The sequence below is a fragment of the Paraburkholderia flagellata genome, assembly GCF_021390645.1.
Lineage (GTDB): Bacteria > Pseudomonadota > Gammaproteobacteria > Burkholderiales > Burkholderiaceae > Paraburkholderia > Paraburkholderia flagellata.
The window spans coordinates 378166-393258 of sequence record NZ_JAJEJT010000001.1 but is presented as its reverse complement, the minus strand read 5'-3'; the positions used below and the strand labels follow the sequence as shown (position 1 = coordinate 393258).

General features: G+C 64.5%; 14 protein-coding genes. 5 read left to right on the top strand and 9 right to left on the bottom strand.

Annotation, left to right across the window (positions count from 1 at the left end; genetic code table 11):
• Positions 1-29: 29 nt before the first annotated feature.
• On the bottom strand, positions 30-968 hold the full coding sequence (locus L0U83_RS01805; RefSeq protein ID WP_233879851.1) for an outer membrane protein assembly factor BamE: 939 nt from the start codon (positions 966-968) through the stop codon (positions 30-32).
• Between the two features lie 136 nt (positions 969-1104).
• Here L0U83_RS01805 and fur point away from each other — a divergent pair, with 136 nt between their 5' ends.
• Entirely contained in the window at positions 1105-1533 is a 429-nt protein-coding gene (gene fur / locus L0U83_RS01800) for a ferric iron uptake transcriptional regulator (RefSeq protein WP_065065157.1), read from the top strand.
• 100 nt (positions 1534-1633) lie between these two features.
• On the opposite strand, the gene L0U83_RS01795 is transcribed toward fur, so the two are convergent.
• The 3 genes from L0U83_RS01795 to L0U83_RS01785 are packed head-to-tail and all read right to left on the bottom strand — an operon-like array spanning position 1634 to position 4577.
• Entirely contained in the window at positions 1634-2146 is a 513-nt protein-coding gene (locus L0U83_RS01795) for an ureidoglycolate lyase (RefSeq protein ID WP_233879849.1), read from the bottom strand.
• A gap of 13 nt (positions 2147-2159) precedes the next feature.
• Complete coding sequence (gene alc, locus L0U83_RS01790; protein WP_233879847.1) at positions 2160-3179, bottom strand: allantoicase; 1020 nt, start codon at positions 3177-3179, stop codon at positions 2160-2162.
• Between the two features lie 54 nt (positions 3180-3233).
• Positions 3234-4577 (bottom strand): C4-dicarboxylate transporter DctA, encoded by a 1344-nt coding sequence (locus tag L0U83_RS01785; RefSeq protein ID WP_233879845.1) that lies wholly within the window; start codon positions 4575-4577, stop codon positions 3234-3236.
• Between the two features lie 265 nt (positions 4578-4842).
• Here L0U83_RS01785 and L0U83_RS01780 point away from each other — a divergent pair, with 265 nt between their 5' ends.
• Positions 4843-5568: a FadR/GntR family transcriptional regulator gene (locus L0U83_RS01780; protein ID WP_069268413.1), complete on the top strand. Its 726-nt coding sequence runs from the start codon at positions 4843-4845 to the stop codon at positions 5566-5568.
• Between the two features lie 62 nt (positions 5569-5630).
• On the opposite strand, the gene gap is transcribed toward L0U83_RS01780, so the two are convergent.
• Positions 5631-6641, bottom strand: a complete 1011-nt coding sequence (gap, locus tag L0U83_RS01775; RefSeq protein WP_233879843.1) for a type I glyceraldehyde-3-phosphate dehydrogenase — start codon at positions 6639-6641, stop codon at positions 5631-5633.
• A gap of 139 nt (positions 6642-6780) precedes the next feature.
• Complete coding sequence (gene tkt, locus L0U83_RS01770) at positions 6781-8823, bottom strand: transketolase (RefSeq protein ID WP_233879835.1); 2043 nt, start codon at positions 8821-8823, stop codon at positions 6781-6783.
• Between the two features lie 366 nt (positions 8824-9189).
• On the opposite strand from tkt, the gene speE reads away from it, so the two are divergent.
• From speE to L0U83_RS01755, 3 genes are all read left to right on the top strand, one after another.
• Positions 9190-10053 (top strand): polyamine aminopropyltransferase, encoded by an 864-nt coding sequence (speE, locus tag L0U83_RS01765; RefSeq protein WP_233879833.1) that lies wholly within the window; start codon positions 9190-9192, stop codon positions 10051-10053.
• Positions 10054-10160: 107 nt separating this feature from the next.
• Positions 10161-10574: a VOC family protein gene (locus tag L0U83_RS01760; RefSeq protein ID WP_233879831.1), complete on the top strand. Its 414-nt coding sequence runs from the start codon at positions 10161-10163 to the stop codon at positions 10572-10574.
• A gap of 19 nt (positions 10575-10593) precedes the next feature.
• Positions 10594-11334: a 16S rRNA (uracil(1498)-N(3))-methyltransferase gene (locus tag L0U83_RS01755; protein WP_233879828.1), complete on the top strand. Its 741-nt coding sequence runs from the start codon at positions 10594-10596 to the stop codon at positions 11332-11334.
• A 102-nt stretch (positions 11335-11436) separates the two neighbouring features.
• Here the strand turns inward: L0U83_RS01755 and L0U83_RS01750 are convergent, their stop codons facing one another.
• From L0U83_RS01750 to L0U83_RS01740, 3 genes are all read right to left on the bottom strand, one after another.
• Positions 11437-11994, bottom strand: coding sequence for a barstar family protein (locus tag L0U83_RS01750; protein ID WP_233883616.1), 558 nt, complete (start codon positions 11992-11994; stop codon positions 11437-11439).
• 7 nt (positions 11995-12001) lie between these two features.
• Positions 12002-12445, bottom strand: coding sequence for a ribonuclease (locus L0U83_RS01745; RefSeq protein WP_233879826.1), 444 nt, complete (start codon positions 12443-12445; stop codon positions 12002-12004).
• 276 nt (positions 12446-12721) lie between these two features.
• On the bottom strand, positions 12722-15016 hold the full coding sequence (locus L0U83_RS01740) for an NADP-dependent malic enzyme (protein ID WP_233879824.1): 2295 nt from the start codon (positions 15014-15016) through the stop codon (positions 12722-12724).
• Between the last annotated feature and the right edge of the window lie 77 nt (positions 15017-15093).

Below are 15093 nucleotides of genomic sequence, written 5' to 3'. Positions count from 1 at the left end.
TGCTTGTGTTACCGGCTGGGTCAGCCGGGTCAGTTGCTCGGGGCCGCAGCAGCCCCGGACGCCGGCACCGTAGGCGGCGCGGCGAGCGACGAATCTCGCGCGGGGCCCGACGTCGCCGTATTGGTGTCGCCGGTGCCTTGCGCGCCAACAGCCGGGCCGACCGGGTTGCTCTGCGGCACGCCCTGGATTTGCGGCTGCGGCTGGCGATGCAATTGCACCTGCGACGGCATCGTGCCCACGTTCTGCGGCAGCGCCGACGATTGCGGGTTGCCCGCGCGCACCGAAGGCGTAAGGCCGGTAGGCGTTTGCACGGCTTCCGTGGCGCGGTTTGCGGCGGCGGCGGCCTGCGCGTTGGCGTCCTGCGGCAGCGCACTGGTGGCAGTGCCGAGTTCGGACGACGGCGTGCGCGCCGTGTCGCCAACCGTCGGGCCAGTCGCGCTCGAAGCCTGGTCGGGCGCGCCCGCTGCCGCCGCCACCGGCGCCGAAGCGCCCGATGCCGGCGCAGCCGCGACGGCCTTCTTCTTGCCGCTGCGGTCACCGTCGATTTCGGCGAGCAGTTCGAGGTTCGACGGCAGGTCTTCACCGCCCGACCAGCTCGCTACGCGGTCGCCTTCGAACAGCACGACGAAGTTACGCTGCTGGACCACGGAGGTCGAGCCGCGCTTGAAATAGAAGATGTAGTCCCAGCGGTTCGCATGGAACATGTCGGTGAGGAGCGGCGTGCCGAGCAGCTGCTTGACCTCGGCCCGGGACATGCCCACCTTCATCTGCGCGGCGGCTTCCGCCGAGACGAAGTTGCCTTGCACGATGGTAATGCGGTAAGGCGTGATGCTCTGGGCGATGCTCTGCGTCACGCTGTTGTAGGTGGAACAGCCGGCGAGCGCCGCGAACGCGGCCGCAGCCAGCAGGGTGCACGCCAGGCGGCCGCCGTGCATGCGCCGGCCGATCGTTGTGAATTCTGGAATCATTTCCCTCACCGTGCGGGCTTTTCGCGAAGCCGCGCGTATTCTGTAGAAGATCGTTCGAAGTTCTGGCGAAAATGCCCGGAACGGTAAAAACGCATTAACATAACAACCTAGCATTGTACTCCAGGGACTTATCGTCATGACCAATCCAACCGATCTCAAGAACATCGGCCTCAAGGCGACGCTGCCTCGCCTCAAGATCCTGGAGATTTTTCAGCACAGCCCGGTTCGTCACCTCACCGCTGAAGACGTCTACCGCAACCTGCTGAACGAGGAGCTCGACATCGGCCTCGCCACGGTCTACCGGGTCCTCACGCAGTTCGAGCAGGCTGGGTTGCTCACGCGCAGCAACTTCGAATCGGGCAAGGCGGTGTTCGAGCTCAACGAAGGCAGCCACCACGACCACCTCGTGTGCCTCGACTGCGGAATCGTTGAAGAATTTTTCGACCCCGAAATCGAAAAGCGCCAGCAAATGATCGCCAACGAGCGCGGCTTCAAGCTTCAGGAACACGCACTCGCCCTGTACGGCGCCTGCACGAAGGAAAACTGCCCGCACCGCAAGCACTGACCGCTCGCAGCTTACAGCCCGCAGAAAAGGAAACGCCCCGGCAGATCTGCCGGGGCGTTTTCGTTTGGCGAGCCGGTCTTCGGGGAAATCCGGCCGGATCTCAGGCGGACACGAGCAACGAGTCGAGTTGTTCGAGCCGCCAGGGCTGCTCGAGCGCAATTTCATCGCAGTTCGGCTGCGCGCCGCCGCGGTCGATCACCACAAAGTCGCTCACCCGCTCGAAGGCGAGCAAGGGGTGATGCCAGACGCCTTTGGCGTAATTGACGCCCTGCCCGCGCCCGGCCCAGAACGCGCGCAGCCCCGCCGGATCGAATTCGCCCGCGGGCGCGACGACCACCGCGTAGCCAGCGTCGCCAAGCGGCACGAACGCCTGGCTGCCAAGCGGATGCCGCTCCATCATCGCGATCTCGACGGGCCACACGCGCGGCTGGGCGCGAAACACGCTGACGATGGGCCGGCCGCCCGCCTCGTTCACGTCGATGGCGGCGAGATCGTGAAAGCGCTCGGTCGTGCCGCCGTTGATCGGAAAGTGGCGCGCGCCGTCGAGTTCGATGACGTCGCCAAAGGCAGCGAACGCCTCGCGCGTCAGGGGTTCCATGTGCAGGATCTGCATCGCGGCTCCTCGATCAGACAGGTTCGCCCCACAGGCGCAGGCGCGAGACGCCGCCATCCGGGAAGATGTTGAAACGCACGTGCGTGACCGGGCCGAGTGCGGCAATCCCGCTCTCGAACACGTGTTGCTTGTCCATTTCGAGCTTCTGCTCGCCGACCAGCTCCGGCCAGAACATCGCCTGAGTGATGAGCGATTCGTCGGTGCCGCCCGTCACGCTCGCCGCCTGAAGCGAGCAGCGGTCCGGGTAGTTGCCCTTGAAGTGCGCCGTGTCGACTTCGATCTTGCGGATGATGCCCGGGCGCGCGAGTGCCACGATCGCCCAGTCGTTGCCCGGTTCGCGGCGGCGGCGCGTTTCCCAGCCGTCGCCCATGTTCACGCCGCGCCCCGGCATGAGGATCGTGGAGGCGAGTCCGAAGTGCTGGTTGTTGGCCGCGACGAGATAAGCGCCGTTTTCGATCGCCGCGAGATCGATGAGGCTGCCGCGCTCGACCGTGCTCCAGTCGCGCCGCGGCTGGCCGTACACGCGCAGGCGCGCGAGACCGCCATCGGGAAAGAGATTCACGCGCAGATGCGTGAACGCGCGCGTATCGCGCACCTCGACGTAGTGATGCTGATTGCCCTGCAAGCTCGTCGCCGGGACGATGGTCTGCCAGTCGGCGTTCTCTCCTGGCGTTTCATCGTCGCCAGGCTGCGCGTAGCACGCCTCGATCGAAGCCGCCGGCGGAAAGTTGCCCGTGAAATGGCTCGTGTCGAGATCCAGACCGTAGATCACGCCAGGGCGCGCGAGGCGCACGATGCAAAAGTCGTGGCCCGTCGTGCGCTTGCGGCGCGTTTCCCAGCCGTCCATCCACTTGCCGTGGTCGTCGTACTTGCCGGGGATGAAGACTGCGGGCTGCGGGTCGAGCATGCGCTCCTTGGGCGCGAAGAACTCGTCGCTCGCGTGGAGCGCGCGGGCGCCCAGACGCGGATCGGCAAGGTTCATGTAGCGGCGCGTGAAAGCGGGGGCGTTGGGGTCGAGAGTCGGAATGGCCATGATGGTGTCGTTCGCTTGAGTGGGTCAGTTGATCGAAAAATGCGCCGCCAGGGTTCAGGCATGCGCGTGCTTGCCGCCGAGCGCGCTGTCTTCGCCATGCGCTGTGTCTGCGTCGCTGTCGCCTGCGGGCACGTAGAGGAAGCCTTCGTCGAGGTTCAGCACGCGCTTTGCACGCACCTTGTCGATGTCGTGCTCCCACACCGCGACCACCACCGTCGCCACGCAGTTGCCGATCAGGTTCGTCAGCGCGCGGGCGATGCCGACGAACCAGTCCACCGGCAGAATCAGCACGAGGCCGAGCACGGGAATCGCGGGAATGGCGGAAAGCGTGGCGGCGAGAATGACGATCGCCGAGCCGGGAATGCCGTGCGCACCCTTCGAGGTGATGAGCGAAACCAGCACCACGACGATGAGGTCGTGCATCGACAGCGGCGTGTTGGTCGCCTGCGCGATGAAGATCACGGCGAGCGTGAGGTAGATCGAAAAGCCGTCGAGGTTGAACGAGTAGCCCGTCGGGATCACGAGACCCACGGTGGAATCCTTCACGCCCATCCATTCGAGCTTGCGCATGATCTGCGGCAGCACGGCGTCCGACGAAGCGGTGCCGAGCACGATCGAGAGTTCTTCGCGCAGGTAGCGGATCAGCTTGAACACACTGAAGCCCGCCATGCGCATGACGATGCCGAGCACGACCGCGACGAACACGATGCAGCTCGCGTAGAACACGATCACGAGCAGCCCGAGTTGCTTGAGCGAAGCCACGCCGTACGTGCCGGTCGTGAACGCGATTGCGCCGAGTACGCCAAGCGGCGCGAGCTTGATGATGAAGCCCATCACGCGGAAGAACACCTGCGAGAGTTCGTCGATCAGGCTGTTCACGCGCTGCGCCTTGGGGCCGAGCAGCGAGAGCGCGCTGCCGAACAGCACCGAGAACACGAGAATCTGCAGGATATCGCCCTTCGCGAAGGCGTCGAAGGCCGTCTCGGGAATGATCTTCAGCAGGAAGCCGGCTGTGTCCTTCAGGCTCTTGGCGTGCTCGGTGTAGCTCGCAAGCGAGGCGGCGTCGAGCGAACGCAGATCCACGTTCATGCCCGCGCCCGGACGCGTGAGGTACGCGAGCACGGCGCCGATCACGAGCGCGACGGTCGTCATCGCCTCGAAATACACCACCGACTTCAGGCCCACACGGCCCACCTTCTTGAGGTCGCCCGCGTGCGCCATGCCGCTCACGACCACGCAGAACACAATGGGCCCGATCACCATCTTGATGAGCTTGAGAAAGCCGTCGCCGAGCGGCCGCAACGATTGGGCGAAATGGGGAAACACCGCGCCTAGCACGATGCCCAGCACGAGGGCGATCACTACGCGACCAAACAGCGAATTGAAGAACTTCGTCACGACTGTCTCCTACTGAGCAAGGGGGAGCAAGCAACTGTTCTGACTGGTCTGACCAGCACTGTTATGGCGGATAGTAGGAAGCCGATATACTGGAGTCAAGGTTGGGAGGCGGGGTGTTTACCCTTGTGCGGTCTGACCAGTTTGCGGGCCGGATCCGGATGCCTTGCGTGGCGGCGCGAAGGGCTTTGACGCGGTGCGTCATGCAGCGAAGCCGCACAGGACTACAATACCGGTCAGACCACGCGAATGCCGCCCGCGCCAACCGATGAAGAACGTTCCGCACACCGTTACCGACGCCGCCATCGCCACGATCCGCGAACGGATCGAGGGCGGCTTGTATCCGGTCGGCAGCCTGCTGCCCGCGCAGCGGCAGCTTTCCGAGGAACTGGCGATCAGCCGTGCGTCGCTGCGCGAGGCGCTCTCGACGCTCGAAGCGCTCGGCATGCTGTCGATCCGCGCGGGCAAGGGCGTGTACGTGACGAGCGCACAGGCCACGAACGCTCACCCGTGGCGTTTCGCGGACCAGTCATCGCTGCCCGACACCTACCAGATGCGTTACGCGCTCGAAGGCTTCGCCGCGCGCATGGCGGCGCTCGCCATTGGCGACGCCGACGTCGCGTGGCTCGAGGCGAACACCGAGGCGCTACACAGCGCCCTTGCCTGCGACGAACTCGACGAAGCCGCGCAACTCGACTTCGAGTTCCACATGCGCATCGTCAATCTCGCGGGCAATGCGGCGATCGAGTCGATCCTGCGCAGCAGCGCCGACATCATGAAAGAAAGCCAGCGCATGCCGTTCTACCGGCGCGAGCGCGTGCTTTCCACGCATCGCGAGCACGGCCTGATCGTGGTGGCGCTCAAGGCGCGCGACTCGGCGGCGGCCGGCGAGGCAATCGAGGCACACATCGCCAATGCAGCACAGCGCGCGGGTGTTTACTTCCCCACGCCGCCCGCGTTCGCCGCCGCCTCCCAAAGCGCAATCGAAAAATAAGGACGAAAAAAAACCGCCCCGAATCACTTCAGGGCGGTTTTTCGATGCAGCGTCGAGCGTGCTTACTTCGCGTTCGCGAGTGCCACAGCCGTGTCCAGCATGCGGTTCGAGAAGCCCCACTCGTTGTCGTACCAGCTCGACACCTTCACGAGACGGCCCGAGACCTTCGTGAGCGTGGAGTCGAACGTCGACGATGCCGGGTTGTGGTTGAAGTCGATCGACACCAGCGGTGCGTCGTTGTAGCCCAGGATGCCCTTGAGCGCGCCTTCCGACGCTTCCTTCATGATGGCGTTGACTTCTTCAACCGTCGTGTCGCGCTTGGCGATGAACGAGAGGTCGACGATCGACACGTTGATGGTCGGGACGCGAATCGCGTAGCCGTCCAGCTTGCCGTTCAGTTCCGGCAGCACGAGGCCGACAGCCGAAGCCGCGCCCGTCTTCGTCGGGATCTGGCTGTGCGTGGCCGAGCGCGCGCGGCGCAGATCTTCGTGGTACACGTCGGTCAGAACCTGGTCGTTCGTGTACGCGTGGATCGTCGTCATCAGGCCGGTTTCGAGGCCGATCTTGTCGTTCAGCGGCTTGACGAGCGGCGCCAGGCAGTTCGTCGTGCACGATGCGTTCGAGATGACCGTGTCCGAAGCCTTCAGCACGTTGTGGTTCACGCCGTAGACGATGGTCGCGTCGACGTCCTTGCCGCCCGGCGCCGAGATGATGACCTTCTTCGCGCCGCCCTTGATGTGCGCGCTTGCCTTTTCCTTGGTCGTGAAGAAGCCCGTGCATTCCATCACGACGTCGACGCCCAGCTCGCCCCACGGCAGCTCGGCCGGGTTGCGGTTGGCCAGCACGCGGATCTTGTCGCCGTTGACGACGAGGTAGTCGCCGTCCACCGTGACTTCACCCGGGAACTTGCCGTGTGCCGTGTCGTATTGCGTCAGATGCGCGTTGGTCTTCGCGTCACCCAGGTCGTTGATCGCAACGATCTGGATGTCGTGCTTCTTGCCGTTCTCGTAGAACGCGCGAAGCGTGTTACGGCCGATGCGGCCGTAGCCGTTGATAGCGACGCGAATGGTCATGGTTTATCTCCTAAAGGGCTGAAAAATTCTGAAACCAGTGCTGCGCTGGCGTCAATGCCGGGCTGGGGACGGCCAGGCGGAACGCTCAAGGCAGCGGGCCCGCCAGATCTTGCCGATCAGGCGGGCCCGTAACGCATGCTTAGTTGTCGAGCGCGGCCTTGGCCGTCGCCACGACGTGATCGACCGTGAAGCCGAAGTGCTTGAACAGCACGCCAGCCGGGGCCGATTCGCCGAACGTGTCGATACCGACCACGCCGCCTTCCAGGCCCACGTACTTGCGCCAGAAGTCGGTCACCCCGGCTTCGATCGCGACGCGGCGCACGCCCTTGGGCAGCACGCGCTCCTTGTATTCGGCGTCCTGCTTGTCGAACACGTTGGTCGAAGGCATGGACACCACGCGGGCGCCGATGCCTTCGCGCTGCAGCGCTTCGACGGCCTTCACCGCCAGTTCGACTTCGGAGCCCGTGGCGATCAGGATGATCTTGCGGCTCGGGATGTCGTCGTTCCAGTCCTTGAGCACGTAGCCGCCCTTGGCGATGTTTGCGATCTGCGCGTCCGTGCGCTCGTTGAACTGCAGGTTCTGACGGCTGAAAATGAGACTCGACGGACCGTGATGCGAGATCGACTCGGTCCAGGCCACCGCGGTTTCCACGGTGTCGGCCGGACGCCAGAGCGTCATGTTGGGGATCAGGCGCAGGCTTGCGACCTGCTCGATCGACTGGTGCGTCGGGCCATCTTCGCCGAGACCGATCGAGTCGTGCGTGAACACGAAGATCGACGGGCACTTCATCAGCGCGGCCACGCGCAGCGCATTGCGGCTGTAGTCCGAGAACGTGAGGAACGTGCCGCCGAACGCCTTGTAGCCGCCGTGCAGGTTAAGGCCGTTGAGCGCCGCGCTCATGCCGAACTCGCGCACGCCGTAGTTGATGTGGTTGCCCCACTGGATGCCGGTCTCGCCGGCCTTGGCGGCGCGCACGGGCTTCGAAGCCTTCCAGTTGGTCAGGTTCGAGCCGGTCAGGTCGGCCGAGCCGCCCAGCAGTTCGGGCAGCGCCGCGGCGAGGCCTTCGATGGCCTGCTGCGAAGCCTTGCGCGTGGCGACCGTTTCCTTCTTCGAATCCGCGCCAGCGACGATTGCGGCGGCCTTCTGCGCCCAGTCGGCGGGCAGCTTGTGAGCCATGCGGCGCTCGAACTCGGCGGCTTCGGTCGGGTACTTCGACTTGTACGCGGCGAACTGTTCGTTCCATGCTGCTTCGAACTTGGCGCCTGCGTCCTTGGCGTCCCAGTCTGCGTAGACGTCTTGCGGCAGCGTGAACGGCTCCCACTTCCAGCCTGCGGCTTCGCGCCACTTGGCGATTTCTTCCGCGCCGAGCGCGGCGCCGTGCACGTCGTGGCCGCCCTGCTTGGTCGGCGCGCCCTTGCCGATGATGGTCTTGCAGCAGATCAGCGTGGGCTTGTCCGAGGCCTTGGCCTTCTGGATGGCCGCGTCGACCGCGTCCACGTCATGGCCGTCCACGTGCGGGACCACGTTCCAGCCGTAGGCTTCGAAGCGCTCCGGCGTGTTGTCGTGGAACCAGTTGACCACGTCGCCGTCGATCGAGATGCCGTTGTCGTCGTACAGCGCGATCAGCTTGTTCAGCTTCAGCGTGCCGGCGAGCGAGCAGGCTTCGTGCGAGATGCCTTCCATCAGGCAGCCGTCGCCGAGGAACACATACGTGTGGTGATCGACGATCTTCGCGTCGGCCTTGTTGAACTCCGCTGCGAGCAGCGCTTCAGCGAGCGCCATGCCGACCGCGTTCGCCAGACCCTGGCCGAGCGGGCCCGTGGTCGTCTCGACGCCCGGCGTGATGCCGAACTCGGGGTGGCCCGGCGTCTTCGAGTGCAGCTGACGGAAGTTCTTGAGTTCCGCGATCGGCAGGTCGTAGCCCGTCAAGTGCAGCAGCGAGTACAGCAGCATCGAGCCGTGGCCGTTCGACAGCACGAAGCGGTCGCGATCGCTCCAGAGCGGATTCGTCGGGTTATGGCGCAGATGGCGCGACCACAGCGCAACAGCGATCTCGGCCATGCCCATGGGCATGCCGGGGTGACCGGAGTTCGCTTGCTGAACGGCGTCCATGGACAGCGCACGAATGGCGTTGGCCATCAACTGGGTGGTAGCGGGGGAGGCGGAGGACGAGGTCGTCATGTCGAGTCCGGAAGTGTGCAAAAAGCGGCGTGGGCGGCGCAGGTCGCGAACAGCGCAAACAGCGGGCGCACACAGCAGCGCGGGGGTCCGGAAGCTCGGCAAATCGCCCGCTCGGGCGCACATGCGGCGCCAGGAGACGCGAAACGGCCGGAGCAAACGGAGAGGGCTGCAAAGCACAATATTCTAGCAGATCGTGGGGATTATCCCTGGTCGTAGGGCGCGGGGTGTGCGCCGTTCGCGCCGTTGTCTTCTCGTTGCTTCTGTCGCGGCCGGGTGCAGTCCACACCCCCTATAATGTCTCTGCTGGCCCCATTTTCTGTGCGATTTTTGCGCGCTCCGGCGCAGCAGCAGCGCATCTCGACCTCTGTGACCGACGCCCTCCTCTTTCATCCCGCGGCAGACGCGCTCTACGGCTTTCCAGGCGCGCGCCGCCTCGCCGCGGCCGATACGCCGTGGCAGCGCATCGAAGTCTGGGACACGTCGCAACTGGGCTGCCTCTTCACGTTGGACGGCCGCCCGATGACCTCTGCCGGCGACGAGTTCATCTATCACGAGTGCATGACGCACCCGGCCGCGCTCACCCACCCCGCACCGCGCGCCGCGCTCGTGCTGGGCGGCGGCGACGGCGGCGCGGCGCGCCAGTTGTTGCGCCACCCGGGCATCGAGCGCATCGTCGTGGCCGAACTGGACCCGGACGTGGTGCGCCTGACAGGAGACTATCTGCCCGAGGTACGCGGCGACGCCTTCGAAGATCCACGCGTGGAACTCGTGATCGGCGACGCGGTGGCGTTTGTCGCCTCAGCGCAGGAGCGTTTCGACCTCGTCATCTTTGATCTGACGCCACCGGATTCGCCGGCCGCCGGGCTCTACACACCGGCGTTCTATGCCGCGCTCAAGCGCGTGATGAGCGCCGACGCCCTCGTCTCGCTCCATCTGGGCTCTCCGTTCCACCATGGGCAGCGCGTAGGCGCGCTGCTCGGCGGACTGCGCGCGGCGTTCGCCGTTGTTCGCCCGCTCGCCGCCTACGTGCCGCTATACGGCTCACTCTGGCTCATGGCGATCGCGAGCGACGCGCTCGACCCTGCCAGTGCCGATCTGCCCACACTTGAGGCTCGCATGGCCGAGCGTCAAATCGAAGGTTTGCGATATTACGATGCTAAATTGCACGCTACGCTCTTAGAAGTCCCATTCACTGCGAGAGATAAACTAGGCGAATTCCTACAGCCTTAGTGGCCCTGTCCATGGACAATGGCGGGTTCCACACGCCTTCTTCGCGCGTGCCCACGCTCAGAGCGGCGGCCGGCGCCTGATCCTAACCGCGAATCTGGAGAGACTCGATGACCCCACCCCGCCCCGCCGGCGTGCCGTGGCTGACACCGTATCTGACGGTGCGCGATGCGCGCACCTCGCTAGGCTTTTATCAGGCGGCCTTCGGTTTTGCGTTACGCGATAGCGTCGAGGACGACGGCGCGGTCATGCATGTGGAAATGACGTACCACGATCAGTTGATCGTCATGTTCGCGCCGGAGGGTGCATTCGGTTCGACGGCGCGCACGCCCCAAAGCGCACAGACCGTCGCGCCGCAATCTTTTTATCTGTACGTCGACGATGTCGACGCGGTTTATGCGCGGGCGCTCGAAGCCGGCGCGAAATCGCTGAGCGAGCCACAGGACCAATTCTGGGGGGACCGCTTCGCGCAGGTCGAAGACCTCGACGGTTACCGCTGGGCGCTTGCTCGCCACTTGTCCTGAATCAATGAGAAATAGTCTTATGCCCCGCTTTTTCGTCGGCAGCGCCCTGCAATCCGACGAGGTTGTCACCCTTCCCGACGAAGTCACGCGTCATATCCAGGTGCTGCGCCTGCAGCCCGGTGACACCATCGTGCTGTTCAACGGTCTTGGCGGCGAGTACAGCGCCGAGATTCTCGAAATGGAGCGCCGCGACACGCAGGTGCGCATCGGCCCATATCGCGACTTCGAGGCCGAGCCGCCTTACCGGCTCACGCTCGCCCAAGGCATTGCGGGCAGCGACAAGATGGACTGGCTGATCGAAAAGGCCGTCGAACTGGGGGCGACGAACTTCGTGCCGCTCACCACCTCGCGCAGTGTTGTGCGACTGTCGGGCGAGCGAGCCGTGCGCCGCCAGGCGCACTGGCAACGCATCGTGCAAGCCTCGTGCGAACAGTGCGGGCGCAACCGCATGCCCGATGTCGCGCCCACGCGCGAAATCGCCACGTGGCTTGGCTCGCTGCCCAAGCGCCCCGGCGAAGGCGAACTGCGTGTGCTCCTCTCGCCGCGCGCCAACGTGTCGTTCTCGACCTTGCCGATCGACCCGCCTTCGGGCGAGGTGACAGTGCTGGTCGGGCCTGAGGGCGGATTTTCGTCGCCGGAAGAAGCGGCGGCACTCGACCACGGCTTCATCGCCGTGGGACTCGGGCCGCGCGTGCTACGCACCGAAACGGCGGGGATCGCCGTGCTCTCGGCGCTCGCCGCCCGCTGGGGTGGCTGGTAAAGCGACGCAGCCAGGCAAACCGCTGGTAAAAATGACAAAGCCCGCGCAAAGGCGGGCTTGTGGCTTTCTGTCGCATGCGCGCGACGGAACGTTAGTCGAAGGTCAGGCGAACGAATAAAAAACGCGGAACGGCACCTTGCGCTCCGCCCAGTATTCCGAAGCCTCTCGAAATACGTCGAGCAGCGTCTCACGCCCGTCCTTGTCGAACTTCTGGGCAATCGGCAGTCCTTCCAGCACGATCACGAAACCCGGCTGCTCGCCGGCTTTTTGTACCAGATCGGTCAGGCAGTCGTACAAACCATCGTAGTTCTTGCCGAAATGCTTCGGAAACAGAAACGACGTGGCAATGGTTTCGAGCACTTCCTGCTTGGTTTGCGCATTTGCGCAGAACGCATAGAGGAAATGCTGCTGCAGCCGCTGGGCTTCGTCCGAGAGATCCTGAATGCGAAACGCCCGGATCGACTGGACAATATTCGGCTGCACGGTCGAAAACAGGCTCATGGCCCCCTCGTTCGATGAAAGCCCCGCCTCCTCCTGGCGCGCCTCGCTGTCTTGCTTCAACTGCATGACGCGCTGGAACAGGTTGCCCTCCCCGGACGCGAACAGATCGCTCGCGACCCGAGGGTCGTGCGCGTAAACGTTATCGCTCATGCCGCTCATCCCGGTGTCAATCAATAATTCGCCTGAAACTGGCGTAGTGGTCGTCGGAGTAGTAACAGTTGTCGGTCCGCTTGCGCGGGCCGCCGCAAACAATGCGCTTGGCGCCGCGGTTGTGCGCGTTCGGCGTCGGGACCGTGTACTCGTGATAGTAGCCCCGCGGGTGCGGTGGCAATATCCGCTCAAAATTCCCGAATACGACGCCGTCTTTCTCGTAAGGGAACGGGCCGCCCGCTGCAATCAGGCTCAACGTGCCCACCGCCTCACGCGGAAGTTCGTTGACCGAAATGCTGCCGACCGAATTACCCGCATCTTCCGGCTGACTCGTGCGCGCCTGAGCGCCGCCTGCTGCCAGCGCGGCGGTTGCGACCAGCGCCACCACCGCGGCGCGCCGCAAACTACGCGGTAAGTCCGATAAACCGTCGCCGAAACAATGAGTTAGACGATGCGCCATCGCCGGGTTCCCGCTTCCCTGGTTACGCGTTCGACGACCATGAAAGGTGTAAGGGTATCGCTAATGATGCCTGGAAGCAACGTTAGTCGGGCGAGGACGACCAGCGCTTGACTCCGCACAAGGGTCGGACCGGCAAATTTTACAATTTCATTTTGCGCGATTTTGGGCGATCAAGCTCGATCTCGCAGGTAAAAAAAATCGGCGCGCTCGCTTGCAGGAGCACGCCGATTTTGTGGACCGCGTTACCGGCGCTGCCGGTAACCTGTGCGAGTGGGCTTAACGCGCCGCGTTCACGTCCGCGACGAGCAGCGCCGTCATGTTGACGATGCGGCGCACCGTGGCGGAAGCCGTCAGCACGTGCACGGGCTTGGCCGCGCCCAGCAGGATCGGCCCGATGGCGATGTTGTTGCCCGCCGCCGTCTTGAGCAGGTTGTAGGAAATGTTCGCCGCGTCGATGTTCGGCATGATGAGCAGATTCGCTTCGCCTTCGAGCGTCGACTCCGGCAGGATCTCCTTGCGCAGGTTCGCGTCGATCGCCACGTCGCCGTGCATTTCGCCGTCCACATGCAGGTCCGGCGCACGCTCCTGGAGGATCTCGAGCAGGTCGCGCATCTTTTGCGCGCTAGGCGCGTTGCTCGAACCGAAGTTCGAGTGCGAGCACAGCGCGATCTTCGGCTCGATGCCGAAGCGGCGCACTTCCTCGGCCGCCATGATGGTGATTTCCGCGAGCTGCTCCGGCGTCGGGTCGACGTTGACGTGCGTGTCGACGATAAAAATCTGGCGGTTCGGCAGCACGAGCGCGTTCATTGCCGCATAGACGTTGCAGCCCGCCTTCTTGCCGATCACCTGGTCGATGAAGTGCAGGTGGCGGTGCGTCGTGCTGACCGTGCCGCAGATCATGCCGTCGGCTTCGCCCTTTTCCACAAGCATCGAGCCGATCAGCGTCGTGCGGCGACGCATTTCGAGCTTCGCCATTTGCTGCGTGATGCCCTTGCGCGCCATGAGCTTCGCGTAGCTCTGCCAGAACTCGCGGTAGCGCTCGTCGTGGTCGGTGTTCACGACCGTGTAATCCTGGCCGGCCACGAGACGCAGGCCGTAACGCGCAATGCGCTGCTCGATCACCGAAGGGCGGCCGATCAGGATGGGCTTTGCGAGCTTTTCGTCGACTACGATCTGCACCGCGCGCAGGATGCGCTCCTCTTCGCCCTCGGCGAACACGATGCGCTTCTTCTCCGGCTCCACGGCGCGCGCGAGCTGGAAGATCGGCTTCATGGTCGTGCCGCTGTGGTAGACGAACTGCTGGAGGTGCTGCTCGTAGGCGTCCATGTCCTCGATCGGCCGGGTCGCAACGCCCGAGTCCATTGCCGCCTTGGCCACGGCCGGCGCGATCTTGACGATCAGGCGCGGGTCGAAGGGCTTCGGAATGAGGTACTCAGGCCCGAACTGCAGATCCTGGATGCCGTAAGCCGTGGCCACCACGTCGCTCTGCTCCTGGCGCGCCAGCTCCGCAATCGCATTCACCGCGGCAATTTCCATCTCACGCGTGATGGTGGTCGCACCCGCGTCGAGCGCGCCGCGGAAGATGAACGGGAAGCAGAGAACGTTGTTCACCTGGTTCGGGTAGTCCGTGCGGCCCGTGGCGAGCACGGCGTCCGGGCGCACTTCGAGTGCGAGCTCCGGCAGGATTTCCGGCGTGGGATTGGCCAGCGCAAGAATGAGCGGCTTCGCGGCCATCTGCTTGACCATGTCCTGCTTGAGCACGCCGCCCGCGGAAAGGCCGAGGAAGATATCCGCGCCTTCGATCACTTCGGCCAGCGTGCGCGCGTTGGTCTCGCGTGCGAAGCGCTCCTTGTCCGGGTCCATCAGCTCGGTGCGGCCCTTGTAGACCACGCCGGCGAGGTCGGTCACAACGATGTTTTCGAGCGGCAGGCCAAGGTCGACGAGCAGATCGAGGCACGCCAGCGCCGCCGCGCCCGCGCCCGAGGCGACGAGCTTCACTTCCTTGATGTCCTTGCCCACGACCTTCAGGCCGTTGGTGAAGGCCGCCGCCACCACGATGGCGGTGCCGTGCTGGTCGTCGTGGAAGACCGGAATCTTCATGCGCTTGCGCGCCTCACGCTCGACGATGAAGCACTCCGGCGCCTTGATGTCTTCAAGGTTGATGCCGCCAAACGTCGGCTCAAGCGCCGCGATCACGTCGACGAGCTTGTGCGGGTCCGACTCGTTCAGCTCGATGTCGAACACGTCGATGCCGGCGAACTTCTTGAAGAGCACCGCCTTGCCTTCCATCACGGGCTTCGACGCGAGCGGCCCGATGTTGCCGAGGCCGAGCACGGCCGTGCCGTTCGACACGACGCCCACGAGGTTGCTGCGCGCAGTGAAGCGCGCGGCGTTGAGCGGATTCTCGACGATCGCCTCGCACGCGAATGCAACGCCCGGCGAGTACGCGAGCGAGAGGTCGCGCTGATTGATCATCTGCTTGGTCGGCGCAATCGCGATCTTCCCCGGCGTGGGAAACTCGTGATAGTCGAGTGCGGCTTCGCGGAGTTTGTTCGTGGCGGGATTCGACATGGGAGGCAGGGCGTTAGTGCAGATTAGAATAACAACTCGAACGCTAATTCGAAGGCATTGTAGCGCCAATCTCCGAC

Excerpts from the sequence above, each read along its gene's own strand:
- fur (WP_065065157.1), top strand. The coding sequence starts at position 1,105 with ATGACCAATCCAACCGATCTCAAGAACATCGGCCTCAAGGCGACGCTG.
- L0U83_RS01760 (WP_233879831.1), top strand. The coding sequence starts at position 10,161 with ATGACCCCACCCCGCCCCGCCGGCGTGCCGTGGCTGACACCGTATCTG.
- L0U83_RS01805 (WP_233879851.1), bottom strand. The coding sequence starts at position 968 with ATGATTCCAGAATTCACAACGATCGGCCGGCGCATGCACGGCGGCCGC.
- L0U83_RS01750 (WP_233883616.1), bottom strand. The coding sequence starts at position 11,994 with ATGAGCGGCATGAGCGATAACGTTTACGCGCACGACCCTCGGGTCGCG.
- L0U83_RS01755 (WP_233879828.1), top strand. The coding sequence starts at position 10,594 with ATGCCCCGCTTTTTCGTCGGCAGCGCCCTGCAATCCGACGAGGTTGTC.
- L0U83_RS01740 (WP_233879824.1), bottom strand. The coding sequence starts at position 15,016 with ATGTCGAATCCCGCCACGAACAAACTCCGCGAAGCCGCACTCGACTAT.
- L0U83_RS01780 (WP_069268413.1), top strand. The coding sequence starts at position 4,843 with ATGAAGAACGTTCCGCACACCGTTACCGACGCCGCCATCGCCACGATC.
- L0U83_RS01795 (WP_233879849.1), bottom strand. The coding sequence starts at position 2,146 with ATGCAGATCCTGCACATGGAACCCCTGACGCGCGAGGCGTTCGCTGCC.
- alc (WP_233879847.1), bottom strand. The coding sequence starts at position 3,179 with ATGGCCATTCCGACTCTCGACCCCAACGCCCCCGCTTTCACGCGCCGC.
- gap (WP_233879843.1), bottom strand. The coding sequence starts at position 6,641 with ATGACCATTCGCGTCGCTATCAACGGCTACGGCCGCATCGGCCGTAAC.
- tkt (WP_233879835.1), bottom strand. The coding sequence starts at position 8,823 with ATGACGACCTCGTCCTCCGCCTCCCCCGCTACCACCCAGTTGATGGCC.
- L0U83_RS01745 (WP_233879826.1), bottom strand. The coding sequence starts at position 12,445 with ATGGCGCATCGTCTAACTCATTGTTTCGGCGACGGTTTATCGGACTTA.